Below are 26,400 nucleotides of genomic sequence, written 5' to 3'. Positions count from 1 at the left end.
GCGCCGTAACGGCGGACGGGTGGGGAACCGCGGACCGGCCGTGGCCGGTCCGCGGTTCCCCGCGCCCCTTCGAGGCGTTCCTCAGCCGACGACGTCCACGAAGACCGGGTTGGAGTAGAACCAGGTGTCGGCCCACGGGTCGCCGTCGCCGGGCTCGTGCGGGATCGGGCCGTGGGGGTCCACGGAGGCGCCCAGGTAACCGGTTCCGTTCCGGTTGCCGTCGCTGCCGCGCAGCCGGACGTAGAACGACTCGTCGCCCGCGGTCAGCGGGACACGCAGGGTGTACGTCCCCGTGCGGCCCCGGACGTCCTTCGTGTGGACGACCCTGGTGTCCGGTGCCCGCCAGGTGTCACGGTCGGCCACGGCGCCGCGCACCGCACCGCGGATCACGTCCACGTGCGCCAACTCCGGCAGCACGCCCTGGGAGTTGGGACGGGAGGCGGTGGTCACGGTCACGTTCAGGGTGAGCTTCTCGCCCTTGCGCACCCGCAGCCGGCCGCCGAGGGTGACGCCCCGGCCGTGGTCGCAGTCGCGCTGCAGCCGGACGTCGAGCCCGTCGAGCAGGTGCCCGTGGTCGAGCCACACGCGGCCCGCGCGCAGGCCGGCCATGACCGCCCGGTAGCCGTAGCGGGCGACGCCCACGTGCGTACGGCTGAACTGGCCGGGCCAGAAGTCACTGCCCGGCTGCGGGGTGTCGGTGTTCACCGGGTCGGGCAGCCTGCCGGTGGTGTCGAAGTTCTGTCCGGCCGGCCAGTCGCCGTTCTTCCAGGTGTCGAACACCACCCGGTGGGCGTCGGAGTTGGTGGTGACCGAGAACAGCCTGCCCTCGGCGAGCATCGAGTCCCACAGCCCGCCGACGGTCGCGGTCGCCCAGTCGAAGCCGCCGTAGGTGACGTAGGCGTCGGCCGGGTATCCCGCCCAGGACTGCGCGGACGGCTTGTTCTCGTACTCGCCGCGGATCGACGTCGAGCCGCGCCAGCCGGGCAGGGCCGCGCCCTGGGCGCCCGGCGCGCCCTCCATGCCGATCATGATCTCGGGTGCCGCGTCCCGCCAGCCGCGTATCTCGCGCGGGGAGTCGATTCCCAGGCGCAGCGGGTGGTTGGCGAGGACGAGGACGTCGTCGACGTAGCCGGTCCGGCGCTGCTCCGCCAGCCACTGGACGGCCTTGACGGCGTGGGCCTCGTTGCGGGCGGTGTCGGCGGCGCCGGCCGAGCCCTCGGTGTAGCCGAGCAGCTTGCCGTCGTAGGCGAGCTCGAACCGGGTGAGCAGGTCGACCTCGTGCGGGCCGGGGGCGGCGAAGACCGTGCAGTGCTCGGCGGCCGGGATGTACCACTCCAGGCCCTGGAAGATCAGCTGGCGCGGGTTCTCGGCGCGGGCCGCGAGGATCTCCTTGTGCTCCAGCGCGGCACCGTAGGAGGCGTGCCCGAAGTTGGAGTGCTCGTTGAACACCATCCAGTCGAGGCCATAGCGGGCGCCCGCGCCGGCCAGTTGGGAGAACGTGTACTTGGCGTCGTGGCTGTAGACGGAGTGGATGTGGTGGTCGCCGACGAGGTAGGCGAGGTGCGGGTCCTCGCCGCCGAGGCCACGGCCGGCGGCGGCCGCGGGCGCGGCCGTCGAGCCGAGGGCGAAGGCGGCCCCGAACAGGCCCGCGCCGCGCAGGAGTCCGCGGCGGGAGACGCCCTGCGCGTCGAGGGCGGCGGGGGAGACGGACGGATCGGCCCAGGCGGGCAGCTGCTGCTCGGTCATCGTGGTCCTTGGCGGGTCAGTGGTTCATGAAGGAGGTGACGGGCAGCGCCCGTTCGGCGATGCGGACGTCACCGAGCCGTCCGTGCAGGATCTGGTCGATCTGTCCGGCGTACTCGTAGCCGCCGAGCAGCCAGGGCAGTCCGAGCGAGGTGAGGCCGACCGCGGGCGCGTGCGGGTTGCGGGCGACCGGGCAGCCCTGGACGTACAGGGTGGTGTGCGCCCCGTCGTTGACGACCGCGACGTGCCACCACTGTTCCCGGGCCGTCTCGTCACCCCAGTTGGTGGCGATTCCCTGCTGGTTGAGCGGCCGTACCGCCCACTGCGGTCCGGGGCCGTCGGAGAGGGACAGCGTGGCGAGCGGTTCGTCCGGGTCGTCCGCGGTCTTGCCGGCGGCTCCTCCCGTACCGGTGCGGCTGACCAGACCCGACCAGGCGTTGTGCGAGGCGTCCCAGTCGGCGGGCAGCCGGTAGAACGCCTCGATGGTGTAACCGGCCTCGAACGTGGCGGAGTTGAGGGGCGCGCCGTCGACCGTACGCAGCCAGGCGCCCTTGAGCGGCGACTTGAAGCCCTGGAACTCCAGGCTGCCGTGGCCCGGCTGGTCGGGGTGGTGGTCCGAGGACCAGGTCAGCGCGCCGCCGCCCACCGTGACCACGCGGAGGTCGTTGCCCCGCCCCGAAAGGTCGCGGATCGTGCCGGACACGGCCGAACCGTCCGCGTGGCCGTCGAAGCGCCAGTACGCGACGGTGCCGCGGACCAGCGTCGTCGACACGGGCCGGGCCGCTCGCGCGGGCACCGGGTCGAAGCCGGCGAAGCGGGCCGCGAAGTCGATGTCGACGGAGAACCGGTCGGCGTCACCGCTGAGTTCGATCTCCTGCCGCTCCAGCTCGTTGAGCCCCCGCGCGGCGCGCCCCAGGATCCACGGGGAGACCGTCTCCACGTCGATGGTGTCGCGGTCCAGGTCGAAGCGGTAGAGGCGGATCATCGCCGCGCCGCCGAAGTACCGGTTCTGATAGTTCGTCAGGTGGAGGTGTACGTCATGCCCCGCCGCGTTCTCGCGGGTCGCGCGGCCGGCGGGCCAGTAGTGCCCGTTGAGGGTGAGGAAGATCTGGTCGTGGCCGGCGACGAGCCCGTCCCACAGCTGCTGCCCGTACGGCGACAGCGTGTCGTCCTCGACGACCAGCTCGTGCGTGGTGAGGATGACGGGCGTGCGCGGGTGCGCGGCCAGCACACCCTTCGCCCACGCGTACCCCGCGGCCGACAGCCGCCAGTCCAGCGCGAGGACCATCCACTGCCGTCCGGCGGCGCGGAAGAGGTGGAAGGTGTTGTAGCCGTCGGGCGAGGCCCCGCCGAACGTCGGACGGTCCTCGAACCGGGCCGGTCCGAAGGTGTCCAGGTACGGCGTCGAGCCGCGCTGGTCGTCGGTCGAGGACCGCACGTCGTGGTTGCCGGCCAGCACGCTGTAGCCGACACCCCGCCGGTCCAGCAGCCCGAACGCCTCGCCGATCGCGGCGCATTCGGCCGGCGCACCGTTCTCCGTGAGGTCGCCGAGGTGGGACAGGAAGACGATGTTGTCGTCCCTGCCGTGCTCCAGGAGGTAGCGCAGGGACGCCTCGAAGGGCGCCTTGTCGATGCTCGGCCCGTCGAAGAGGTACTGCGTGTCGGGCATGACGGCGAGCGTGAAGCGGCGACTGTCCGGGTCGGGCCGCCACCGGGCCGCCGCCTCCGGTGCCGCCTCGGCGGCGTCCGGCAGCGCGACCCCGGCCGCGGCGGCCGCGCCGAGCAGCGCGGTGGCCCGCAGGAAACCGCGTCTTCCGGCGCCGGCCTGAGCGGCCTCGCCCTGATCGTGCTCATGCGAAGTACACACGTGTGCTCCGTGAAGGTGAAAGCAGCAGTGGAAAGGAAGGGAGGCCCGCGAGCCGCACAGGCGCGGCGGCGGGAGGCCGGAAGCGGAAGGAAGGAGGGGAGGGAGGCTGCCGGATCAGCCGGGGAACCGGTCAGAGGACGCGCAGGGTCCAGCTCCAGCGGTGGACGCCCGGTGCGACGAGGTGGGAGGGGGACGTGTCGGGGCCGCAGGAGGCCGTGCCGAGGCCCCGGTGCGCCGCGTCGATGTGCACCACGCAGCCGGCCCGCCGGACCAGTTCGTCGTGGTGCCCCACGGCGGTGAGGTCCTCGGCGCGGTGGCGGGTCACGGAGACCTGACGGGGCTCGTCGAGCGTGACCGTGAGCCCGGTCGCGTCCGGCGCCGACAGCGTGAAGTGCCGTACGCCGTGCCGTCCGCCGCTCTCCTGCGGACGCAGATAGGGGGTGAACAGCGTGTCCACGGGCACGCGGTGGTGGCCGACGGGAGCCCCGAAGGCGCGGTCCGGATACGACTCCCAGGGGCCTTGCCCGTACCACTCCATCAGGTCGAGGCCCGCCACCGTCTCGAACACGGAGCCGACCCGCGCCACGTCGTCGAGGCCGTCCGGCAGCTCGGCGGACTCCTCGACCCGCAGCCCGCCCTCGACCGGCGTGAGGACCTGCACATGGCGGACGACGCCCACCTCGGCGGCGTACTCGGCGAGCACGGTGACCCGGCCGTGGGCGCGGCGTACGTCGACGACCTTGCGGACCAGCCGGTCGAGTCCCCAGGAACGCCAGCGCAGCGCCATGTGCCCGAGTTCGTCGTTGTCGGTGGGCGCCCGCCACAGCGACAGCGTGGGGGCGGCGGTGAGCAGGGGATGGACCAGCAGACCGTCCCCGTCGACCTCGACCCCGCGGTCCGGGGCGACGGTGGAGCTCGCCGGCGCGGGCGCCCGAAGGCGCACCTGGGGCAGACAGACCACTGTGCCGCGCGGCGCCCAGGGCTCGTCCCGCGCGGTCGTGACCCGCAGGGTCAGCCAGGCCTCGCCCCCGTCCGGCGGCAGCGTGAACGGCACCGGTACCGCCGCCGTCTCGCCGGGGCGCAGGTCGGGCAGTTCGGCCGGCGCGGTCAGCGTGCCGCCGTCCGCCAGGGCCAGTTCCCAGTCGGCCGACAGCCAGTCCAGGCCGCGGAAGTGCTGGTGGTTGCCGATGACGACACCCTCGTGCCGGAAGCACTCCAGCCGTACCGGCGCCGCGATCTCCCGGTGCTCGTACAGCGCGGGCTTGGGCGTGCGGTCGGGGAAGACCACGCCGTCCGCGATGAACGCGCCGTCGTGGATCGTCTCCCCGAAGTCGCCGCCGTACGCCCAGCGGTGGCCGGGCGCGGCGACGCCGCCCTCGTACAGCCCGGCGCCCGCGCGCCCGGCCGGTCTTCCGTCACTCACACGCTGCAGGATCCCGTGGTCCCAGAACTCCCAGATGAAGCCGCCCTGAAGACCCGGGGTGGACTCGATGGCGGCCCAGTGCTCGGCCAGCGTGCCGTTGCTGTTGCCCATGGCGTGCGAGTACTCGCACTGGATGAGGGGCCGTGTCTGCCGGCCCGACAGGGCGTGGGCGACGCAGTCCTCGATCGGCGCGTACATGGGGCAGGCGATGTCGGAGGCGTCGTCGGTGGCCGCCCAGTCGAGCTTGGCGGCCCCTTCGTACTGGATCGGCCGCGTCCGGTCGTGCCGGCGCGTCCAGCCCGCGGCCGCGTCGTGGTTCGCGCCGTAGTCGGACTCGTTGCCCAGCGACCAGATGATCACCGACGGGTGGTTCTTGTCCCGCAGGACCATCCGTGACACCCGGTCCACGAACGCGTTCAGGTAGCGCGGGTCGTCGGCGATCTCGTGGGCGTGGTCGTGCGACTCGATGTCCGCCTCGTCGACGACGTAGAAGCCGAGCTCGTCCGCCAGGTCGTACAGGGCGGGGTAGTTCGGGTAGTGCGCGGTGCGGATCGCGTTGAAGCCGAAGCGCTTGAGCAGGACGAGGTCGGCGCGCAGGTCGTCGTGGGAGACCGTGCGGCCGGTCAGCGGATGGAAGTCGTGCCGGTTGACGCCCCGGATGTAGACCCGCTCGCCGTTCACCAGCAGGTCCCGGCCGCTGACCTCGACGTCGCGGAAACCGATGCGGTGGTACGAGGTGTCGGCGACCGTGCCGTCAGGGCGGTGCAGCCGGACGGTCAGGCCGTACAGCTCCGGTGTCTCGGCGTTCCAGGTGCGCACCTCGGGGATGGTGGCGCGCAGCCGTGCCTCACCCAGGAAGGCGGAGACGCGCTCGTCCTCGGCGTTGGCCCGGTCGAACTCCCCGTCCTGGGTGAGGAGATGGCCGTCGAGCTCGCCGCTGACGTACCAGCCGGCCGGCAGCGCGCCGCCCGCGTCCCGCACTCGGCAGTCCACGCGCAGCTCACCGTCCCGGCTCGCCCGGACGGTCACGTCCGCCAGGTGCAGCGGGTCCGTCGCGTACAGCAGGACCGAGCGGGAGATGCCGCCGTGCCACCACTGGTCCTGGTCCTCGATGTGCGAGGCGTCCGACCACTTCACGACGGTCAGCCGTACGGTGGCCCGCGCGCCGGGACGGACGACCTCCGACAGGTCGAACTCGGCGGCCAGGTGCGAGTCCTTGGAGACACCGACCGGCCGTCCGTCCACGTGCACGAGCAGCACGCTCTCGGCGGCCCCGACCTGGAGCACGATCCGCCGTCCCGCCCACTCGGCCGGCACGTCCACCGTCCGCTCGTACACCCCCGTCGGATTGGCGGCGGGAGACCGCGGAGGGAATTCCGCGAACGGCATACGGACGTTGGTGTACTGCGGAAGGTCGTCGGTCCCCGGAATGCTCTGCATGGTCCACACACCGGGGACGTACGACGACGACCACGCACCGCCGACCGGCGCGTCCGGAGCGGGCAGCAGCTGGAAGCGCCAGTCGCCGTCCAGGGAGTGAGCTCCGGAACGCCGGTCGACGGCGTTCATGGGCAGCCGTCCCCAGGAGGTCACCTCAGGCGTCTCCCAGGGGCGCAGGGCGAGCAGCGGATCGCTCGTCATCCTCGGACAGCTCCCTTCGCGAGGTCGCCGATGATCTGCTTGGCGCCGACCGCGAACACGATCAGCAGCGGGACCAGGGCGAGCAGCGCGCCGGTCATCACGATGCCGTAGTCGGTGGTGCCGTGAGTGCCGTTGAGCTGGGACAGCGCGACCTGGAGCGTCACGTTGTCCGGGTTGGTGAGGGCGATCAGGGGCCAGGCGAAGTCGTTCCACTGGCCCATGAAGGTGAAGATGCCGAGGAAGGCGAGGCCGGGGCGGACCACCGGGAGCGCCACATGCCAGTACTGGCGCAGGAAGTTCGCCCCGTCCAGCCGGGAGGCGTCGAGCAGTTCGTCGGGGATGGCGCTCTTCATGTACTGGCGCATCCAGAAGATGCCGAACGCGTTGGCCGCGGCCGGCACGATGAGCGCGGTCATCGAGCCGATCCAGCCGATCTTCGCCATGAGGACGAACTGCGGGATGACCGACAGCTGCGCCGGCACCATGAAGATCACCATGAGCAGTCCGAACAGGGGCCGCTGACCGGGGAAGGTGAACTTCGCGAAGACGAAGGCCGCCAGCGAGTCGAAGAACAGGACCAGGACGGTCACCGACACCGCGACCAGCAGCGAGTTCCACATCGACCCGAAGAAGTCGACGGCGTCGAAGAGGTTGCGGACGTTCTCCAGGAAGTGCGTGCCCGGCAGCAGCTTCGGCGGGTACGAGAAGATCTCCGACGAGGTGTGCGTCGACATGATCACGGCCCAGTAGAACGGGAAGGCCGAGAGCAGCGTGCCGGCGATCAGCGGGACGTGCAGCGCGAGCCCCCTGCGGCGGGAACCCTTGACGGATGCCATGATGCGCCCTTCCTAGTCTTCGCCCCGGCGCTGCACGAGGCGCCAGTTGACGATCGAGAAGAGGACGACGACGAGGAAGATGCCCCACGCCACCGCGGCGCCGTACCCGAAGTCGTTGTTGTCGAAGGTCTGCTGGAAGAAGTAGAGGACCATCGTCTGGCCCGAGTGACCCGGACCGCCCGCGAACGTGGAGTCGTTGGACGAGGTCTGCAGCAGAACCTGTGGCTCGGAGAAGCTCTGCAGACCCGTGACCGTCGAGACGACGAGCACGAACAGCAGGGTGGGCCGCAGCAGCGGCAGCGTGATCCGGAAGAACGTCTGGACGGGGTTGGCGCCGTCCACGCGCGCGGCCTCGTAGAGGTCGCTCGGGATCGTCTGCAGCCCGGCCAGGAAGATGATGGCGTTGTAGCCGGTCCACTGCCAGGTCATCAGTGTCGCGATGGTGACCTTGATGCCCCAGGGCGTGTTCAGCCACGCGACCTGGTCGAGGCCCACCGCCTGCAGCACGGAGTTCACCAGGCCGAAGTTGGTGGAGAAGATCGAGCCGAAGACGATGGCGATCGCGACGACCGAGGTGACGTTCGGCAGGAAGTACGCGACGCGGTAGACGCTCTTGAGGCGGACCGCCGAGTTGAGCATCACCGCCGTGACCATCGCCAGGAAGATCATGGGGAAGGTGGCCAGCGCCCAGATGACGACCGTGTTCCCGATCGAGTTCCAGAAGTCGCCGTCGCTCAGCAGGTACTGGTACTGGGAGAGTCCGGCCCACTCCATCGGGCCGAGGCCGTCCCAGCGGTGGAAGGACAGGTAGAGCGAGAAGCCGACCGGGAACAGCCCGAAGCCGAGGAAGATCAGGTAGAAGGGCGAGATCGCGGCGTAGAGATGCCAGTAGTCGCGCCACCCCTTCTTCCGGCCCGGGGCGGGCGGGGCCGCGCGGACGACGGGTGGCTTCTCCAGCGCGGGAACGGTGGCCATCAGTAGCTCACCCCCAGGTGCTTCGCGATCCGCCGGCACTTGCTCATGGCGTCACTCCAGGCCTTCTCGGGGTCCTTGCCGAGGACGCCGACGTTCTTGATCTCGTCCTTGATCGGCTGTCCGAGCGCGATGTCGAACGGGCTGTTGTAGGCGACCACGATCTTCTGCGCGGCGGGTCCGAAGATGTCGGTCGTGACCTGGCCGCCGAAGAAGGGGTCGGGCTCCTGCATCTGCTTCAGTCCGTACGAGGCCGGCGTGGAGGGGAAGAGGCCCGCGTCGGCGTACCCCTGCGCCTGGTTGGCCGCGTCGAGCATCCAGGCGATGATCGCGAACGCCCGCTCGGGCTCGCGGCACGCCTTGGTGATCGACAGGAACGAGCCGCCGTTGTTGGCGGGCCGCACCGGCATGTCGGCGACCCGATACCTGCCCTTGGCCTTCGGTACGCCGTTCTTGATGTCGAAGGCCGCCCAGGACGCGCCCAGTTCGCTGGGCAGCTTGCCGTCCTGTTTGGCGGACAGCTGGTCCGGGGTGCCGTTCACGAGGTCGGAGACGATCCCGCGGCGCTTGGCCTCGACGGCGAGCGCCCAGGCGTCGCGTACGTGCTCCTGGTCGCCGATGAAGTGGCGGGCCCTGTCGACGTACCGCTGGGAGCCCTGCTGTACGGCGTTCTCGAAGATGGAGTTGACGTCGGTGAGGAGCATGGTGCCCGGGATCCGCTTCCGGAGCTGCTCACCCGCCGCGAAGTAGCTCTCCCAGGTGTTCAACTCCTTTGACACGTCGGCCGGTTCGTACGGCAGCCCCGCCTTCCGGAACACCTCGTACTGGTAGAAGTGCGCGACCGGCCCGCAGTCGATCGGGAAGCCGATCATCGTGCCGTCGTCCGCGATGCCCTGGTCCCACTTCCAGGACAGGTAGCGGCTCTTGTACTTCTCCGCGCCCAGGGTCCGCAGATCGACGAACTGGTCCGCGTTCGGCAGGTAGGACGCCATGTCCTCGCCCTTGAGCCCCGCGATGTCGGGTATGTGGGCCCGGCCGGTGATGGTGGTGATGAGCTTGGACCGGTACTGGCCGCCGATCTGGATGGCCCGGAGGTCCACGGAGCTGTCGTAACGCGCCCTGGCGTTCTTGACGACCTTGTCGCTCAGGCCGCCGCTCCAGTACCACAGGACCATGTCGCGGCCGGTCGAGCCGGTCGGAACGGCGCAGCCGGACGCCAGGCCGCCGAGCGCCGTGGCGGCCGAACCGGCCAGTCCGGCGCGCAGCAGACCTCTTCGTGAGAGCCGCACAGCTCCCACCGCCTTTCGGATCTGTTCGGGTCGTGCATCAGGGGATGAAGAAGAAGGGGCTAGTGCTGTGGTGCGGGCGGGGTCACGGGGGCGTACCGCACCGGCGGGCCGACGTCCGGCGGGATGCGGTCGGCCAGGAATCCGTACGCGCGCCTGAGCTCGGGGTCGGTCAGCGACCGCCACCAGCGGTCCACGCCGTACCAGCCGGGGGCCGCCAGGGCCCCGCCGTGGTGCCGGACGGACAGCCCGGCCGCCAGTACGGCGAACCGCAGCCGCTCGGCCAGCGGCCAGCCGCCGAGCGAGGCGGCGACGAAGCTCGCGCCGAAGACGTCGCCGGCGCCCGTCGCGTCGAGGACATCGATGTCGAGGGCGGGTACGTCGGCGTACTCGCCCGTGGTCTGGTCGACGGCGACCGCGCCGTCGCCGCCCCGGGTCACCACGGCCACCGGCACCAGCTCGGAGAGCGTGCCGAGCGCGGCGACCGCGCTGTCGGTGCGGGTGTAGGCCATCGCCTCGGCCTCGTTGGGGAGGAAGGCGTGGCACAGGGAGAGCTGGTCGAGGAGGTCGGCGGACCACTGCTGGGTGGGGTCCCAGCCGACGTCGGCGTAGATCTGCGTGCCGTTCGCGGCCGCCTTGGCCAGCCAGGCGCGCGGTTCCGCCTCGATGTGCACCAGCGCCGTGCGCGCCTCGGGCGGGTCGCCCATCAGCACGTCCTGCGAGTACGGCGGCTCCTGGCCGTGGGTGACCAGAGCCCGGTCGTGGCCGTAGGCGAGGGAGACGGTGACGGGGGTGTGCCAGCCGTCCGCGACGCGGGAGAGCGTGAGGTCGACGCCCTCCTGGCCGGCCAGCACCTCCTGGCAGTGGGCGCCGTAGAAGTCGTCGCCGAAGACCGTGGCCAGGGAGGTGTCGAGGCCGAAGCGGGCGGCGGCCACCGCAAGGTTGGCGATGCCGCCCGGGCCGCAGCCCATGCCCGCCGTCCACAGCTCCTCGCCCGGTGTCGGGGGCCTTCCGAGCCCCGTGAGGACGAGGTCGTAGAAGAGCAGGCCGGTCAGCAGCACCTCGGGCCGGTCGTCGACCACGCGCACATCCTCTCGCCGGGAGAGCTCGTCAAAACTCTTCATTTCGGTGACCGGAATCGTGCGCCGCTCCGCGTGATTGGTCAATACCCGAGCAGATCTGAGCATAGAAATGATTGAAGATGACGAGTAGTGTTCACGTCGTGCTGGCAGAACGACGACACCAACTCATCCTGCGGGCCCTGCGCTCGGGCGGCCCCGCGGCTGTGACCGACCTCTCCGAGCAGCTCGGTGTGAGCCCCGCCACCATCAGGCGTGACCTGCTCAGACTCGAGGAGGACGGTCTGCTCACCCGGGTGCACGGCGGGGCCGTCGCCGACGAGGGCGACCAGCCCTTCGCCGAGGTCGCCGAGGTGCGCGTGGCGGAGAAGGACGCCATAGCCGCGCACGCCGCCCGGATGGTCGCGGACGGCCAGTCGGTACTGCTCGACATCGGCACCACCGCCTACCGCCTGGCCCGGCAGCTGCACGGCCGCCGGCTCACCGTGATCACCAGCAACCTGGTCGTCTACGAGGAACTCGCCGACGACGAGGGCATCGAGCTGGTGCTGCTCGGCGGTGTGGTCCGCCGCGACTACCGCTCCCTGGTCGGCTTCCTCACCGAGGACAACCTGCGCCAGCTGCACGCCGACTGGCTCTTCCTCGGCACCAGCGGTGTGCGCCCCGGCGGGCAGGTGATGGACACGACGGTGGTCGAGGTTCCGGTCAAACGGGCCATGATCAAAAGCAGTGACAGGACCGTCCTGCTCGCCGACTCGGCGAAGTTCCCGGGTACGGGCATGGCGAAGGTCTGCGGTCCCGAGGACCTGGACGTGGTGGTGACGAACGGGCCGGTGAACCCGGCGACGCGGTCCTCCCTGGAGGAGGCGGGCGTCGACGTGGTCCTGGCCGGAGAACCAGGAAAGGCGGGTGCGGCGTGAAGCTGACGATTCTGGGCGGCGGCGGATTCCGGGTGCCGCTCGTGTACGGCGCGCTGCTGACGGACCGCGGCGAGGGCCGGGTCACGGAAGTCGTTCTGCACGATCTGGACGACAGCCGACTGTATGCAGTCGCCCGTGTATTGGCTGAACAGGCGTCGACCGTGCCCGACGCCCCCCGCGTCACCGCCACCACCGACCTGGACGAGGCGCTGCGCGGCGCCGACTTCGTGTTCTCCGCGATCCGCGTCGGCGGCCTGGAGGGCCGCGCGAACGACGAGCGGGTGGCGCTCGCGGAAGGCGTCCTGGGCCAGGAGACGGTCGGCGCCGGCGGCATCGCCTACGGACTGCGGACCGTGCCGGTCGCGGTCGACATCGCCCGCCGGGTGGCCCGCCTGGCCCCCGACGCCTGGGTCATCAACTTCACCAACCCGGCCGGACTCGTCACCGAGGCCATGTCCCGCCACCTCGGCGACCGCGTCATCGGCATCTGTGACTCGCCGGTCGGCCTCGGCCGCCGTATCGCCCGCATGCTCGGCGCGAACCCGCAGGAGGCGTGGATCGACTACGTCGGTCTCAACCACCTCGGCTGGGTCCGCGGTCTGCGCGTGGCGGGCCGCGACGAGCTGCCGCGGCTGCTCGCCGACCCCGACCTGCTCGGCTCCTTCGAGGAGGGCAAGCTGTTCGGCGTCGACTGGCTGCAGTCGCTCGGCGCGATCCCCAACGAGTACCTGCACTACTACTACTTCAACCGGGAAGCCGTACGCGCCTACCAGCAGGCCGACAAGACCCGCGGCGCCTTCCTGCGCGACCAGCAGGCACGCTTCTACGACGAGATGCGCCGCCCGGACGCGGCCGCCCTGACCACCTGGGACCGCACCCGCGCCGAGCGCGAGGCGACCTACATGGCCGAGAACCGGGAGACCGCGGGCGCCGGTGAACGCGACGCCGACGACCTCTCCGGCGGCTACGAGAAGGTGGCCCTCGCCCTGATGCGGGCCATCGCCCGCGACGAACGCACCACGCTGATCCTCAACGTGCGCAACCAGGGCACCCTCTCGGTCCTCGACACGGACGCCGTCATCGAGGTGCCGTGTCACGTCGACGCCAACGGCGCGCATCCGGTCGCGGTCGACCCGCTGCCCGACCACGCCACCGGCCTCGTCTGCTCGGTCAAGGCGGTCGAGCGGGAGGTGCTGGCCGCGGCCGAGTCCGGATCCCGTACGACGGCGGTGAAGGCGTTCGCGCTGCACCCGCTCGTCGACTCGGTGAACGTGGCCCGCAGGCTGGTCGAGGGCTACACCGACGTCCATCCCGGCCTGGCGTACCTTGAGTAGGCGCGGTTAGTAAGCGCTTTCCGGCCTGCTGGCGCTTTCCGGCCTTCCGGCTCCCCCTCTGGCTCCCTGCCTTCCTGGAGACTCCCATGCACGACGAACGCCGACGGATCGAGGAGCGCGTCGAGCGCGTCCACACCCAGCGCGTCAAGCCCGCGATCTACGCGGCCAGCGTTCCCTTCGAGGTCGAGGCCTGGCAGGCGCCGGGAGAGCCGGTCCCCTTCGAGGAGGCCGCGGCCGCCCCGTACGAGCCCTTCGCGATGGACACCCCGTGGGGGCCGCCCTGGGGCACGACCTGGTTCCGCATGCGCGGCCGGGTGCCCGCCGAGTGGGCGGGCCGGCGCGTCGAGGCGGTCATCGACCTCGGCTTCGTCGGCGACTGGCCCGGCAACCAGGCCGAGGCCCTGGTCCACCGCACCGACGGAACGCCCCTCAAGGCGGTCAACCCGCTCAACCAGTACGTGCCGATCGCCAACCCGGCCGTCGGCGGGGAGAGCGTCGACTACCTGGTCGAGGCGGCCTCCAACCCCGACATCCTCGCGAACGGATTCGCGCAGCCGACCCCGCTCGGCGACGTCCTGACGGCGGGCGACAAACCGCTGTACACCTTCGGGCGGGCCGACATCGCCGTCCTCGACGAGCAGGTCTGGCACCTCGACCTGGACCTCCAGGTACTGCGCGAACTGATGGTCCACCTCGGTGAGCACGAACCGCGCCGGCACGAGATCATGCACGCCCTGGACCGGGCCATGGACACCCTGGACCTGGACGACGTCTCCGGCAGCGCGGCGGCCGTCCGCGAGGTGCTCGCGCCCGTCCTCGCCAGGCCCGCGCACGCCAGCGCGCACACCGTCTCCGGCGTCGGGCACGCGCACATCGACTCCGCCTGGCTGTGGCCCATCCGCGAGACCAAGCGCAAGACGTCCCGCACCTTCTCCAACGTCACCTCGCTCGCCGACGAGTACGACGACTTCATCTTCGCCTGCTCCCAGGCCCAGCAGTACGAATGGGTCCGCGACAACTACCCCCAGGTCTGGGCGCGCATCCAGGAGTCGGTGAAGAAGGGCCAGTGGGCGCCCGTCGGCGGCATGTGGGTCGAGGCCGACGGCAACCTGCCCGGCGGCGAGGCGGTAGCCCGGCAGTTCGTCCACGGCAAGCGGTTCTTCATCGAGCACTTCGGTGTGGAGACCAAAGGCGTCTGGCTGCCGGACTCCTTCGGCTACAACGCCGCCTACCCGCAGCTCGCCAAGCTCGCCGGAAACGACTGGTTCCTGACCCAGAAGATCTCCTGGAACCAGACGAACAAGTTCCCCCACCACACCTTCTGGTGGGAGGGCATCGACGGCACCCGCATCTTCACCCACTTCCCGCCGGTCGACACCTACAACGCCCGGTTCAGCGGCGAGGAGATGGACCGCGCGGTGCGCAACTACTCGGAGAAGGGCGGCGGTACCCGCTCCCTCGCGCCCTTCGGCTGGGGCGACGGCGGCGGCGGCCCCACCCGCGAGATCATGGAACGCGCGCGCCGGCTCGCCGACCTGGAAGGCTCGCCGAAGGTCGTCGTCGAACACCCCGACGCGTTCTTCCAGGCCGCCCGGGACGAGTACCCGGACGCCCCGGTCTGGGTCGGCGAGCTCTACCTGGAACTGCACCGCGCCACCTACACCTCCCAGGCCCGCACCAAGCAGGGCAACCGGCGCAGTGAACACAAGCTGCGCGAGGCCGAGTTGTGGGCGACGACGGCCGCGCTGCACGCCCCGGGCTACGCCTATCCGTACGAGAAGCTGGACCGGCTGTGGAAGACGGTGCTGCTGCACCAGTTCCACGACATCCTGCCGGGCTCCTCGATCGCCTGGGTGCACCGGGAGGCGGAGGCCGAGTACGCGCGGGTGGCCCAGGAGCTGGAAGCGCTGACCGGCGAGGCGATCGCGGCTCTGGGCGACGGCGGCAGCCGGGTGTTCAACACCAGCCCGTACGACCGTGCCGAGGTGGTCCGCACCTCCGCGGGCGCACCCGCCTACGTGGAGGTGCCCGCGAGCGGCAGCGCGCCCCTGGCCGCGGCCGAACCGCCGCAGCCGGTGACGGTCTCCGGCCGGGTCCTCGACAACGGCCTGGTCCGGGTGGAGGTGGCGGAGGACGGCACACTGTCGTCCGCATACGATCTACGGGCCGACCGCGAAGTCCTCGCCGCCCCGGGCAACCTACTGCGCCTCCACACGGACCTGCCCAACTACTGGGACGCCTGGGACATCGACAAGCACTACCGCAACCGCTACACCGACCTCCTGGAAGCGGACTCGGTGGCCGTGGTCGAGGAGGATCCGCTGCTCGGCGCGATCCGCGTCACGCGCTCGTTCGGCAAGGGATCACGGATCACCCAGACGATCACCCTCCGGGCCGGCAGCCCCCGCATCGACATCGAGACCGACATCGACTGGCACGAGGCCGAGAAGATCCTCAAGGCGGCCTTCCCGGTGGACATCCGCGCCCCGCACTCCTCGGCCGAGATCCAGTTCGGCCACGTCCAGCGCCCCACCCACACCAACACCACCTGGGAGGCGGCCCGCTTCGAGGTCTCCGGGCACCGCTGGGTACACCTCGGCGAACCCGGGTACGGCGTCGCGGTCATCAACGACTCGACGTACGGCCACGACGTCACCCGCACCGTCCGCGAGGACGGCGGTACGACGACCACGGTCGCCCTGAGCCTGGTCCGCGCCCCGCGTGTGCCGGACCCGGAGGCCGACCAGGGCCGGCACCGGTTCACCTACTCCCTGCTCCCGGGCGCCACCGTCGGCGACGCGGTCGCGGCCGGCTACGCCCTCAACCTCCCGCTGCGGGTGGCGGATTCGGCGGGCACACCGGAGCCGGTCGTATCGGTGGACGGCGAGGGCCTGACCGTCGAGGCGGTGAAGCTCGCCGACGACGCGTCCGGTGACGTCGTCGTCCGTCTCTACGAGTCGCGCGGCGGCCGCGCGACGGGAGTGCTGCGGACCGGCTTCCCGCTGGCCGGCGCCCAGGTCACCGACCTGCTGGAGCGGCCGCTGGAGGAGGCTCGGGCCGACGGCGACACCGTCGCCCTCTCGCTGCGCCCCTTCCAGATCCTGACGCTCCGTCTGCGGCGCGGCGCCGGCGTCCGGTAGCGGCCCGGTCGGCCGCCCGCCGGCCTCCCGGGGCGGGCGCGGTACGCCGCGCCCGCCCCCCGAGCAGTGAACCGACCTGTCCTGTCGAGGAGTTCAGCCATGCCCATGCAGCCGTGGTTCACCGACGCCAAGTTGGGGATCTTCGTTCACTGGGGGATCTACGCCGTCGACGGCGTCCAGGAGTCCTGGTCGTTCTACGACGACATCGTGCCGCACGACCGCTACATGTCCCAGCTCGACCGCTTCACGGGCGCCCGCTACGACCCGCGCGCCTGGGCCGACCTCTTCGCCCGCGCGGGCGCCCGGTATGCCGTCCTCACCAGCCGCCACCACGACGGCGTCGCGCTGTGGGACACCGAGTACGGCGACCTCAACCTGGGCCGCGACTACCTCACCGGCTACGCCGAGGCCCTGCGCGAGAAGAACCTCAAGGTCGGCCTCTACTACTCGCACTCCGACTGGAACCACCCCGACTACGCCTCCACCCGCAAGCCGGGCCGTCCGCCGGAGCAGGAGGACAACCGCTACTCCGAGGTCGCGGCCGAGGACGAGGACCTCGACGCCTGGGAGCGGTTCATCGCCTACCGTGACGGCCAGATCCGCGAACTCGCCTCCCGTTACCGGCCCGACCTGATGTGGTTCGACGGCGAGTGGGACCGCAGCGAGGAGCAGTGGCGCATTCCCGAACTGGCCGCTCTCGTCCGCTCGTACTCGCCCGACGTCGTCTTCAACGCACGCATGCTCAGCGAGGGCGACTACGCCACCCCCGAACAAGGTGCCCCCATCGAACCCCCGGCGGGTCCCTGGGAGTTGTGCCTGACCATCAACGACTCGTGGGGCTACCAGCACCACGACCACAACCACAAGTCGCTCGCCCAGCTGATCCGCTACTTCAGCGAGACCATCGGCGGGGGCGGCAACCTGCTCCTGGACGTCGGCCCGATGGAGGACGGCACCATCCCGCAGCCGCAGGTCGAGCGTCTCGAAGGCCTGGGGGAGTGGATCCGCAAGCACGCGGAGGCCGTGTACGGGACGGTGCGAGGGCTCCCGGCCGGGCACCACTACGGCCCCAGCACCCTGTCCGCCGACGGCCGCACCCTCTACCTCACCCTGTTCGACATCCCGCGCTCGGAGATCGGCGTACGCGGTCTCGTGACGCCGGTCGGCCGGGTCACGGTGCTCGGCACGGGTACCCGCCTCGACCACCGGGTCGTCGGCGGGCTGCACGAGGCCGTCGGGGTGCTGTTCATCGACCCGCCCGCCGGGTCCGACCTCGACCCGCACGCCACGGTCCTCAAGGTCGAGCTGGACGGGGAGCTGGAGCTGTACCGCGGCTCGGGCCGGTTCTGACCCGAGGGCGCACGGCAGGCGTGGGGGCCCGGTCCGGGAACCCCCACGCCTGCCCTGCCGCCGGTCAGCCGGTGAAGCCGGCCGTGATCGAGGTGAACTGCCAGTTGCTCTGGTTGATGCCGGAGCAGTTGCTCACCACACCGCCGCCCGCGCACGGGCGGTCACGGTTGACCGACCAGAAGGCGAGGCGCGCGATGTGGTGGCTGTTGGACCAGTCGCGGATCTGGGTCCAGATCGCCGGCGTGGTGTTCTCCTGCTGGTCGGACAGGCCGTTCATGCCGGAGATGCCGATGTGCGCGTAGGCGGTCGCGTCGTCCCAGCCGAAGGTCGACTTCAGCTTGGTCTTGAGGCCCTCCGCCGCGTTCACGGTGTTGCCGTACATGTCGGAGCCGCCGCCGAAGTCGAACGGCATGATCGTGAAGACGTCGATGCCGGCGTCGAGCGCCCTGGCCTGCTCGATGAGCCGGTTGCCCCAGTACGTGGGGCCGGTCGTCGTGGTGCCGAAGGTGACGATCGTCCTCAGGCCGGGGTTGTTGGCCTTGACCGTCTTCAGGGCGGTCAGGATGCGGTCCTGGACGGTGGCGTTCTCGAACTCGTCGGTGTTCTCGATGTCCATGTCGATCGCCTTGAGGCCGTAGGCGTCGATGACCTTCTGCAGGGCGCCGGCGAGCGCGCCCGCCGAGGAGCAGTTGGCGCCGAGCTTGCTGCCCTGCCAGCCGCCGAACGAGGGCACGATGTCGCCGCCCGCGGAGCGGATCTGGTTGATCACGCTCTGGTCGGTGCCGCCGGTGAGGGGACGGGTGCTGTCCCAGGCCGGGTTGCAGCCGCCCTGGTCCAGCATGAACGCCATCGTGTACCACTTGATGCCGGTCGAGCTCATCACCGAGCTCGCGCTCGGCGGATCGCCCCAGCCGAGGTACAGGTAGGGCGCGGCCTGCTTGAAGCCGGTGCCGCCGCCCGTGCCCGCGTCCGTCGTGACGGCCACGGAGTTGGAGGCCGGCGAGGTGTTCCCGGCGGCGTCCCGGGCCTTGACCGTGAAGGTGTAGGCGGTGCTGGACGACAGACCGCCGACCGTGGCGGTCGTCCCGGAGACGCTCAGCACCTGGTTCGAGCCGCTGTAGATGTCGTAGGCGGTGACTCCGACGTTGTCGGTGGCGGCGTTCCACGCGAGTGACACGCTGGAGGAGGTCTTGGCGGTGGACCGGAGGCTCGCGGGGGCCGTCGGCGCCTGGCTGTCCGAGCCGCCCCCGCCGGGTCCGTCGAGGCTGATGTCGTCGGCGTGGTAGGTGCCCTGCGCGTACCAGCCGTGGACGTAGACCGTGGCGCTGGTCTGCGAGGCGCCGGTCGTGAAGGACACGCTCAACTGGCTGTACGCGGTGGGGGAGGACGTCCACGTCGAGGCGCCGCCGTCGACGCCGAGGTAGACGTAACTGCCGCGCACCCAGCCCTTGAGCGTGTACGCCGTGTTCGGCTGGACGGAGACGGTCTGGGCGCACTTGGCGTTGTCGCTCGAACTCACCGCTCCCGCAAGGGCTTTGGAGCCGCCGTGCACGGGAGAGGAGACGATCGAGCCGAGGTTGCCGGTGCAGGACCAGGGGGAGAGGCTCCCCGACTCGAAACCGGGGTTGGGCAGGACGTTGGCCGCCTGGGCGGTGCCGGGCAGGGCGATGGCTCCGGCCAGTGCGAGGGCGGTGGAGCCGAGGAGGGCCAGGAGTCGACGTCCGGGACGTCTGAGTGGGTTGCGCACGCGGTCTCCCTGAAGAATGGGGGTGTTCGGGAGTGCAGAGAAGTGCAGAACGGTGCGCAACCAAGTTGGTATGGACCAATCCGGCTGTCAAGGGCTGACGTCGAATTGGTCCATACCGGTGAGCGGAGGCGCCCCCGAAGGGGCGCGGGGAACGGCGCGGGCCACCACACGCGACCCGAGTCCGGGGGACGGCTTAGAAGGGCAGAGCCTCCGCGGCCTTGGCGACGGAGTCGACCGGAGCCGGTTCGGCCGCCGCGGGCGAGGGCGCCGGCGCGGCCGGCAGGCGCGACTCCGCCTCCTCGATCCGCTGCTGCGGAAGGGACACGGGCCGCAGCGGGCGCAGCCCGGACACCACCGTGTAGTCCTGGCCGAGGAACGGCGGAACCATCTCGCCCGGATCGTCACCGAGCGCCAACTGCACAGCGGCCCAGGGGGCGTTGACCCCGCACAGGGACAGCTGGTGCAGGCCGCCGGCCGGGCGGGTGTTGACGTCCATCAGGACGGGCGTCTCGCCGAACATCCGGAACTGGATGTTGGACAGGTAGTGCAGCCCGAAGCCCTCCGCGATCCGGCGGGCCGGCTCCAGCCACTGCTCGTGCAGGGTGAACCCACGGCGCCGACCGTTCTTGGTGCGGCCCACGGCCAGGCGGACACGGTTGTCGGGGCCGGTGAGGCAGTCCACCGACACCTCCGGCTGCTCCAGCCGCGGCATCACCAGCCAGTTCACCGGCTCCTCGGCCTGCCGCAGCGTCTCCACGACCACGTCCAGGGGCACGTAGGGGCTCGGGAAGCCGTTGAGGTGCGCGAGCGAGAACGGCGCGCGCGTGACGACGCGGAAGCCGACCCCGCCCGCACCGGACGCCGGCTTGAAGCACGCCTTGTGGCCGCCCGCCTCCAACTCCTCCACGGCCGCGACGAGTTCGTCCGCGGTGCGCACCCGCCACCAGGGCGGCACGGGCCCGCCGATCGCCTGGACGGCCTCGTACGCGATCACCTTGTCGTCGAAGACGGCCACGGCCTCCGGCGGCGGCGCGAGCAGCGCGGTTCCGGCCGCCTCGAAGTCGGCGCGGTGCGCCACGATCGCCGTCTGGTGCAGCCGGGGCACGAACACGTCGATGCCGCGCCGGGTGCACTGGTCCAGCGCGTACTCCACGTACGCGGCCGGGGACAGACCGTCCGGCTCCAGGTCCGCGGTGTCCGCGGCGGCCAGGACGGGGGAGTCGGCGTCACCGTGCGTGGCGTGGATCTCGACGGCCCGGTCGCTGGGATTTCGCCGCAGCTGATCCATGAAGAACACATTCTCCGCGTACGTGCGGTTGAGCCAGACGCGTACGCGAGAGACCATGCAGGCCGTCCTTTCACGGTTCGCGGGCAGGGCGAAGCAGGCCGTGCCCGGCCAGGGAGTATGGAGGGACACCGAACCGCCCCGTGCGAGGGACATGCGTGGCGGTGGTGTTGGGGCGATCATACGGCTTCCCGGGGGCCCGCCGTGCAACGTGCGTGTTACGGATTTCACGATCATGTCCAGCCCCCGCCGCGGCCGGTTCCCGGCCCTGCTCCGGGTGGCGTGGCGCTGCCTTGTACAAGCACCGCGAATATGTTGTCGTGGTCCCATTCGTGCGCGCGGAGGGGGCGAGGGTGACGTCGACGGCCGGCGGTACCGGACAACTGCTGGCCATCAGCGACCTGCACATCGGGTACGAGGAGAACCGGGCCCTGGTGGAGAAGATGCGCCCGGACTCGGACGAGGACTGGCTCCTGGTGGCCGGCGACGTCGCGGAGACCGTGGCGGACATCCGCTGGGCCCTGGAAACCCTCGCGGGCCGCTTCCGCAGGGTCGTCTGGGTTCCCGGCAACCACGAGCTGTGGACCCACCCGAAGGATCCCGTCACCCTGCGTGGCCTGGCCCGCTACGAGCACCTCGTCGCCCTGTGCCGGGAGCTCGGTGTGACGACGCCCGAGGACCCGTACCCGGTCTGGGACGGCCCCGGCGGCCCGGTGGCCGTCGCCCCGCTGTTCCTGCTGTACGACTACTCCTTCCTGCCGGCCGGCTGCGAGACCAAGGAGCAGGGACTGGAGTACGCGCACAAGACCGGCGTCGTCTGCAACGACGAGTACCTGCTGCACCCCGACCCCTACCCGACCAGGGAGGCGTGGTGCCGGGCCCGGGTCGAGGCGACCGCCGACCGGCTCGCCGAACTGCCCGACGACCTGCCCACGGTCCTCGTCAACCACTACCCGCTGGACCGGCATCCCACGGACGTCCTGTGGTACCCCGAGTTCGCCATGTGGTGCGGCACCCGCCAGACCGCCGACTGGCACCGCCGCTTCCGCGTCGAGACCATGGTCTACGGCCACCTCCACATCCCGCGCACCACCTGGCACGAGGGCGTCCGCTTCGAGGAGGTGTCGGTGGGATACCCCCGGGAGTGGCGCAAGCGCCCGCAGCCGCCGGGACGGCTGCGCCGCATCCTGCCGAGGGAGGACGGGGACGCGTGATCGAGGAACTCCTGCCGGGCTCGGTGGTCACCGTCGAGGCCCACGGCGACGAAGGGCCCCAGGACGATTTCCTGTACCCGCAGGAGGCGGCCGTCGTCGCCCAGGCGGTGCCCAAGCGGCGGCGCGAGTTCGCCGCCGTACGTTCCTGTGCCCGCCGGGCCATGGACAAGCTCGGCGTGCCGCCACAGCCCGTCCTGCCCGGCGAACGCGGCGCCCCGCGCTGGCCGGCCGGACTGGCCGGCAGCATGACCCACTGCGACGGCTACCGCGCCGCCGCCCTGGTCCGCGCAACCGACCTGGCGAGTCTCGGCATCGACGCAGAACCCCATCTGCCGCTGCCGGACGGCGTGCTGCCCACGGTGTCCCTGCCCGAGGAGGAGGACCGGCTGGGCCGGCTCGCCCGCCAGCATCCCCATGTCCACTGGGACCGGCTCCTGTTCAGCGCCAAGGAGTCCGTCTACAAGGCGTGGTTCCCCCTCACCGGGCTGTGGCTGGAGTTCACGGAGGCCGACATCGAGGTCTTCGTGGCACCCGGCGAACGGCCGGGCGGCGGCTTCCGCGCCGAACTCCTGGTACCCGGACCGCTGGTGGGCGGCCGGCGGCTCGGGTTCTTCGAGGGACGGTGGACCGTACGGCACGGGCTGGTGGCCACCGCCGTCACCGTGCCGCACGCCTGAACGTGCCGCACGCCTGGACGTGCCGCACGCCTGAACCGCGCGGGCGGCCGAGTCCCAGCCGTCGAGGTGCTACCGGCCGGACGGCCGCCGTGCGAGCGGCCGTTCAGTGTTCCGGACACCAGGTCTGCAACAGCCGGAAGAACTCCTCCTCGTTGCCGGTCAGTCCGGCCTCCGCCAGGGCTCGTTCCGCCTCGGCGAGGACGGTCGGGGGGACGACGGGTGGTCGGCGGCCGTCCGGCGGTCCGTCCACCACGTCGAAGGCGGCGCGCACCGTGTGCAGCAGCCGCAGATACGCCTGGACGGCGGTGCGCTCACGGTCGGTCAGTACGGTCGTCTGCATCGGTCGGCTCTCCCCGCGTCGGCGTCATCGGTCACGCGCCCGGCGGCGCGCACGCCGCCGCACAGCGGTGGCGCACCTCCAGCTTGCCGCCCGCCACTGACAATCCGGCCCGACGTCCCCCGGGCCGGGGACCCGTCGTGTCGGTTCCGGCCGGTTAGCGGAGGTGAAACCTCACCGAAATCCGCCGTCCGACAGGGGCCCTACGCTGGAGTCAAGGGCTTTCGGCCGCTCCCCGCGGCCGCGGAACGGGAGGCGAAGCACGTGGTCGACGCCCCACGCCGGCAACCGGCGCACACCGTACGGCTGCGCCCGGTGGGCGAGAGAGAACTCGAGCTGCAGTACCGCGTGGTGCACGGCTACCGGCGTGCGTTCCGCATGGCCGGCGAGGGCCCCGTGCTGGTGCTGATCCACGGCATCGGCGACTCCTCGGCGACCTGGGCGGAGTTGATCCCCGACCTCGCCCGTACCCACACCGTGATCGCCCCCGACCTGCTCGGGCACGGCGCCTCCGGCAAGCCGAGGGCCGACTACTCCGTGGCCGCGTACGCGAACGGGGTCCGCGACCTGCTCACCACCCTCGGCATCGAGTCGGCGACCCTCGTCGGACACTCGCTGGGCGGGGGCGTGGCCATGCAGTTCGCCTACCAGTTCCCCGAGCGCACCGAGCGGCTCATCCTGGTCAGCGCGGGCGGGGTGGGCCGGGAGGTCAACCCCGTCCTGCGGCTGGTGTCCCTGCCCGGCGCCCATCTGATGCTGTCGGCCCTGCGGCTGCCGGGCATGCGGCTCCAGGTGGGGCTCGCGGTACGCCTGTTGAAGTTCCTGGACACCGACCTCGGCCAGGACGCCCCGGAGCTGCTCACCCTCGTGGACGCGCTGCCCGACGAGACCTCGCGCAACGCCTTCATCCGTACCCTGCGCGCGGTCGTCGACTGGCGCGGCCAGGTGGTGACGATGCTGGACCGCTGTTACCTCACCGAGGGCATGCCGACCATGCTGCTGTGGGGCGACCGGGACTCCGTGGTGCCGGTGCGGCACGCGTACGGCGCGAGCGAGGCGATGCCGGGCAGCCGTCTGGAGATCTTCGAGGGCGCGGGTCACTTCCCGTTCCACAGCGATCCCGGCCGGTTCGTCTCCCTGGTCGAGGAGTTCACCGGCAGCACGGCTCCGGCCGACTGGAGCCGCGAGCACTGGCGGGACCTCCTGCGCGAGGGCTGTCCCGGCGATCCGGCGGGCCGGCCCGGCTCCGGGCTCAGACGGCCGACGGAGCGTGATCTGAGGCAGGCGAGCGAACGCAGTGCGACGTGAGGTGACGTGGCGTGACGTGCGGGGGCGAACCGACGCGCCCTGCTCGGCCCGCGCCGCCGGCTCTTCTCAGCCTTTCGGGCCCAGGTAGCCCAGCGACGCCTCGATCCGTCCCGCCAGGTGGTCACGCTGCACCGGGCCCCGCTGGGCGGAACCGGCCAGCCAGGTGCGGCACTTGCTGGCGAGCAGCAGACCGAAGCTCTCGGCCTCCCGCTCGTCGGCGAGGTCGAAGCGGCTGCGTGCGGCGACCTTCAGCACGGTCGCCTGGAGATCCGCCTCGTCGTCCAATAAGCGGGCCGCGACGGCGGCCCCCGCGACGTGGTGGCCGCAGTGCCCGGCCTTCATGTGCCACAGCTCGTGGCCGAGGATCACCAACTGGTGGTCGGGTGCGGTGCGTTCCTCGATCACCACGAGGTCCTGGTCGGCCATGTCGAGCCACAGTCCGCTCGCGGTGCCGGCCGGGAAGGCGGCCGTACGGAAGCGGACCGGGCGGCCGCGGCGTCTGCTCATGGCGGCGCACAGGGCGCCGTACAGGTCCGCGGGCGGGGCAGGCGCGGGCAGGGTCAGCTCCGCGACCAGCTCGCCGCACAGGCGACGCATTTCCTTGGCAATGCCCACAGTTCTCTCCCGGATCACGACTCGGGCCGCTTGACGCTCTCCAAGAGCATGTCCAGCCACTCCGCCACCTTGTCGCGGTGCTGGTCGGTGGGCAACTGTGCGGCCCGCCAGGCGATCCCGCGGACGCCGTGGTCCTGCAGCAGCCGCTCCAGCGGGTCCTCGGCGGCCTGGGCCGCCTCGCGCTCGGCGAGCTTCTGGAGGAGCTCCTGCTCGGTGCGCTGGAGGGCGCCGGCGAGCGCCTCGGGGTCCTCGGCCGTCAGGAAGCCGGCGTGCACGCGGAAGAAGCGCTGGATGGCGTCGCAGTGCTCCATGGTGGGGCGCCGGTCGCCGTTGATGAGGGCGCCGGCCTGCTGCCGGGACATGCCCGCGCCGTCGGCGATCTCCTGCTGCGTGTACTTGCGCCGATTGGGCTTCAGCCGGGTGCGGCGCAGCAGGTCGAGGCGCTGCAGGAACCGGGCCTGCACATCGGGTTCGCCGGCGGGGCGGCCGCTCAGCAGGGCCTTGACCACGGGGTCCGGGACGCCGGAGGCGACGGACAGGCGGCCGATGTCGAAGACCTCCGCCTGCGGTACTCCGAGCCGGTCGGCGAGTGCGGTGACGCGGGCGACGACGCCCGGCAGCACAGCCGACGCCGCGTTGCCCGGACCCTCGAAGCCATCCGACACCGACAGATCTCCTACGTCTCTCACAGGCTTCTCACAACACACGCACTTGCCGTGAACTTCCCGGAGAGTAGCGGGTCGTTCGAACTCACATCCAGGTCTCGCCACAACTGTGGCCAATTTCAGCCGTCAACAGGCATGAAATGCCACGATAGTTGACACCGATCGCGTCGGGGCAGCAGGATCAGGGCGCCGCGAGAAGGCCGCATAGGCAAGAGGGGTGACCTCCCGATGGCACATCAGGCAGGAGGGCAGCGGTCCGCACCGCGGCCCGTCCCCGACACTCCCGAGGCCCAGGCCTATCTGCAGGACTACACCGCCCTCCTGGCGGCGGTCCCCTTTCCGTCCGTCGTGCTCGACCACCGCTGGGACGTGGTGGCGACCAACACCGCTTTCGCGTCACTTTTCGGGGGCGTGGGCCCGCATCCGACGGCCATGCCCGGTGACAACTTCCTCAGGTTCGTCCTCTTCCACCCCGATGCGAGTTCCGTCCTCGGCGAGCACGAGTCGCGCTGGTGTCTGCCGATGCTGGCCCACTTCGCGGCCGCCGTGGAGCGCAACGGCCACGACCACGGGCTCCAGGCGATCCGCCGGGACATCGCCCAGGATCCGATCATGGAGGCCGCCTACCGGCAGGGCCTGCCGCACTGGATCCGCGCGGTCGGTGAGCGGGCCGTCGAACAGGACGGCGCCGTCCGTCCGGTGCTGCACCCCGACCCCCGCTGGGGCGCCACGGACTGCCGGGTCGTCGACGAGACTCCCCGGACCCTGAGCGAGATGGGCTACACCAGGCTGACGCTGATCCTTCGTTCGGCCCGCCGCCCCTCGCCCACCCCGCGCAGGCCCGGCCGCGCCCGACGCGCCACGGGCCATCTGAGCGTCGTGCCGTCGCCGGAGGCGTAACGGCCCCGGTGCTCCGGCACCGTCGGCGTTCAGGTCGCCGACGGCGCCGGAGCCGTCCCAA

General features: G+C 71.3%; 20 protein-coding genes. 8 read left to right on the top strand and 12 right to left on the bottom strand.

Annotation, left to right across the window (positions count from 1 at the left end):
- Window positions 1–81: 81 nt before the first annotated feature.
- The 7 genes from OG985_RS11370 to OG985_RS11340 form a co-directional block, all read right to left on the bottom strand.
- Complete coding sequence (locus OG985_RS11370; RefSeq protein WP_371668170.1) at window positions 82–1,746, bottom strand: histidinol-phosphatase; 1,665 nt, start codon at window positions 1,744–1,746, stop codon at window positions 82–84.
- A gap of 16 nt (window positions 1,747–1,762) precedes the next feature.
- A complete protein-coding gene (locus OG985_RS11365) occupies window positions 1,763–3,610 on the bottom strand; it encodes a LamG-like jellyroll fold domain-containing protein (protein WP_371668169.1) in 1,848 nt (615 codons plus the stop codon).
- Window positions 3,611–3,740: 130 nt separating this feature from the next.
- Window positions 3,741–6,674, bottom strand: coding sequence for a glycoside hydrolase family 2 TIM barrel-domain containing protein (locus OG985_RS11360; RefSeq protein ID WP_371668168.1), 2,934 nt, complete (start codon window positions 6,672–6,674; stop codon window positions 3,741–3,743).
- Window positions 6,671–7,510 carry a carbohydrate ABC transporter permease gene (locus OG985_RS11355; protein WP_371668167.1) on the bottom strand — a complete coding sequence of 280 codons (840 nt, stop codon included), beginning with the start codon at window positions 7,508–7,510 and terminating at the stop codon, window positions 6,671–6,673. The genes OG985_RS11360 and OG985_RS11355 overlap by 4 nt, the downstream gene beginning before the upstream one ends.
- Window positions 7,511–7,522: 12 nt before the next feature.
- The gene (locus tag OG985_RS11350) at window positions 7,523–8,485 is read right to left on the bottom strand and encodes a carbohydrate ABC transporter permease (protein ID WP_371668165.1); all 963 of its coding nucleotides are present in this window, start codon (window positions 8,483–8,485) and stop codon (window positions 7,523–7,525) included.
- Window positions 8,485–9,771 carry an ABC transporter substrate-binding protein gene (locus tag OG985_RS11345; RefSeq protein WP_371668164.1) on the bottom strand — a complete coding sequence of 429 codons (1,287 nt, stop codon included), beginning with the start codon at window positions 9,769–9,771 and terminating at the stop codon, window positions 8,485–8,487. The genes OG985_RS11350 and OG985_RS11345 overlap by 1 nt, the downstream gene beginning before the upstream one ends.
- Window positions 9,772–9,830: 59 nt before the next feature.
- Entirely contained in the window at window positions 9,831–10,850 is a 1,020-nt protein-coding gene (locus tag OG985_RS11340; RefSeq protein WP_371674334.1) for a carbohydrate kinase family protein, read from the bottom strand.
- Between the two features lie 140 nt (window positions 10,851–10,990).
- On the opposite strand from OG985_RS11340, the gene OG985_RS11335 reads away from it, so the two are divergent.
- The 4 genes from OG985_RS11335 to OG985_RS11320 all read left to right on the top strand — a co-directional run bounded on the left by OG985_RS11335 (window position 10,991) and on the right by OG985_RS11320 (window position 17,591).
- Window positions 10,991–11,767 carry a DeoR/GlpR family DNA-binding transcription regulator gene (locus tag OG985_RS11335; RefSeq protein ID WP_371674333.1) on the top strand — a complete coding sequence of 259 codons (777 nt, stop codon included), beginning with the start codon at window positions 10,991–10,993 and terminating at the stop codon, window positions 11,765–11,767.
- Entirely contained in the window at window positions 11,764–13,101 is a 1,338-nt protein-coding gene (locus OG985_RS11330) for a 6-phospho-beta-glucosidase (protein WP_371668163.1), read from the top strand. The genes OG985_RS11335 and OG985_RS11330 overlap by 4 nt, the downstream gene beginning before the upstream one ends.
- Before the next feature lie 86 nt (window positions 13,102–13,187).
- Complete coding sequence (locus OG985_RS11325) at window positions 13,188–16,241, top strand: alpha-mannosidase (RefSeq protein ID WP_371668162.1); 3,054 nt, start codon at window positions 13,188–13,190, stop codon at window positions 16,239–16,241.
- A gap of 99 nt (window positions 16,242–16,340) precedes the next feature.
- Window positions 16,341–17,591: an alpha-L-fucosidase gene (locus OG985_RS11320; RefSeq protein ID WP_371668161.1), complete on the top strand. Its 1,251-nt coding sequence runs from the start codon at window positions 16,341–16,343 to the stop codon at window positions 17,589–17,591.
- Window positions 17,592–17,655: 64 nt separating this feature from the next.
- Here OG985_RS11320 and OG985_RS11315 read toward each other — a convergent pair whose 3' ends face one another.
- A complete protein-coding gene (locus tag OG985_RS11315; protein WP_371668160.1) occupies window positions 17,656–19,338 on the bottom strand; it encodes a carbohydrate binding domain-containing protein in 1,683 nt (560 codons plus the stop codon).
- A gap of 193 nt (window positions 19,339–19,531) precedes the next feature.
- Window positions 19,532–20,683, bottom strand: a complete 1,152-nt coding sequence (locus tag OG985_RS11310; protein WP_371668159.1) for an ATP-grasp domain-containing protein — start codon at window positions 20,681–20,683, stop codon at window positions 19,532–19,534.
- A 293-nt stretch (window positions 20,684–20,976) separates the two neighbouring features.
- On the opposite strand from OG985_RS11310, the gene OG985_RS11305 reads away from it, so the two are divergent.
- Window positions 20,977–21,837, top strand: coding sequence for a metallophosphoesterase (locus OG985_RS11305; RefSeq protein ID WP_371668158.1), 861 nt, complete (start codon window positions 20,977–20,979; stop codon window positions 21,835–21,837).
- Window positions 21,834–22,514 carry a 4'-phosphopantetheinyl transferase gene (locus tag OG985_RS11300; protein ID WP_371668157.1) on the top strand — a complete coding sequence of 227 codons (681 nt, stop codon included), beginning with the start codon at window positions 21,834–21,836 and terminating at the stop codon, window positions 22,512–22,514. The genes OG985_RS11305 and OG985_RS11300 overlap by 4 nt, the downstream gene beginning before the upstream one ends.
- Window positions 22,515–22,617: 103 nt before the next feature.
- Here the strand turns inward: OG985_RS11300 and OG985_RS11295 are convergent, their stop codons facing one another.
- Window positions 22,618–22,854 (bottom strand): hypothetical protein, encoded by a 237-nt coding sequence (locus OG985_RS11295; protein ID WP_371668156.1) that lies wholly within the window; start codon window positions 22,852–22,854, stop codon window positions 22,618–22,620.
- Between the two features lie 261 nt (window positions 22,855–23,115).
- On the opposite strand from OG985_RS11295, the gene OG985_RS11290 reads away from it, so the two are divergent.
- Window positions 23,116–24,159, top strand: coding sequence for an alpha/beta fold hydrolase (locus OG985_RS11290; RefSeq protein WP_371668155.1), 1,044 nt, complete (start codon window positions 23,116–23,118; stop codon window positions 24,157–24,159).
- Between the two features lie 66 nt (window positions 24,160–24,225).
- On the opposite strand, the gene OG985_RS11285 is transcribed toward OG985_RS11290, so the two are convergent.
- The gene (locus OG985_RS11285) at window positions 24,226–24,756 is read right to left on the bottom strand and encodes a toxin-antitoxin system, toxin component (protein ID WP_371674332.1); all 531 of its coding nucleotides are present in this window, start codon (window positions 24,754–24,756) and stop codon (window positions 24,226–24,228) included.
- A gap of 32 nt (window positions 24,757–24,788) precedes the next feature.
- Window positions 24,789–25,439: a helix-turn-helix domain-containing protein gene (locus tag OG985_RS11280; RefSeq protein WP_371668154.1), complete on the bottom strand. Its 651-nt coding sequence runs from the start codon at window positions 25,437–25,439 to the stop codon at window positions 24,789–24,791.
- 228 nt (window positions 25,440–25,667) lie between these two features.
- Here OG985_RS11280 and OG985_RS11275 point away from each other — a divergent pair, with 228 nt between their 5' ends.
- Complete coding sequence (locus tag OG985_RS11275) at window positions 25,668–26,339, top strand: hypothetical protein (protein ID WP_371668153.1); 672 nt, start codon at window positions 25,668–25,670, stop codon at window positions 26,337–26,339.
- Window positions 26,340–26,400: the final 61 nt, after the last annotated feature.

Origin of the sequence: Streptomyces sp. NBC_00289 (assembly GCF_041435115.1) — a bacterium.
In the GTDB taxonomy this organism is placed as follows: domain Bacteria; phylum Actinomycetota; class Actinomycetes; order Streptomycetales; family Streptomycetaceae; genus Streptomyces.
The sequence above is the reverse complement of the archived record's forward strand: the minus strand, read 5'-3'. Positions and strand labels throughout refer to the sequence as shown.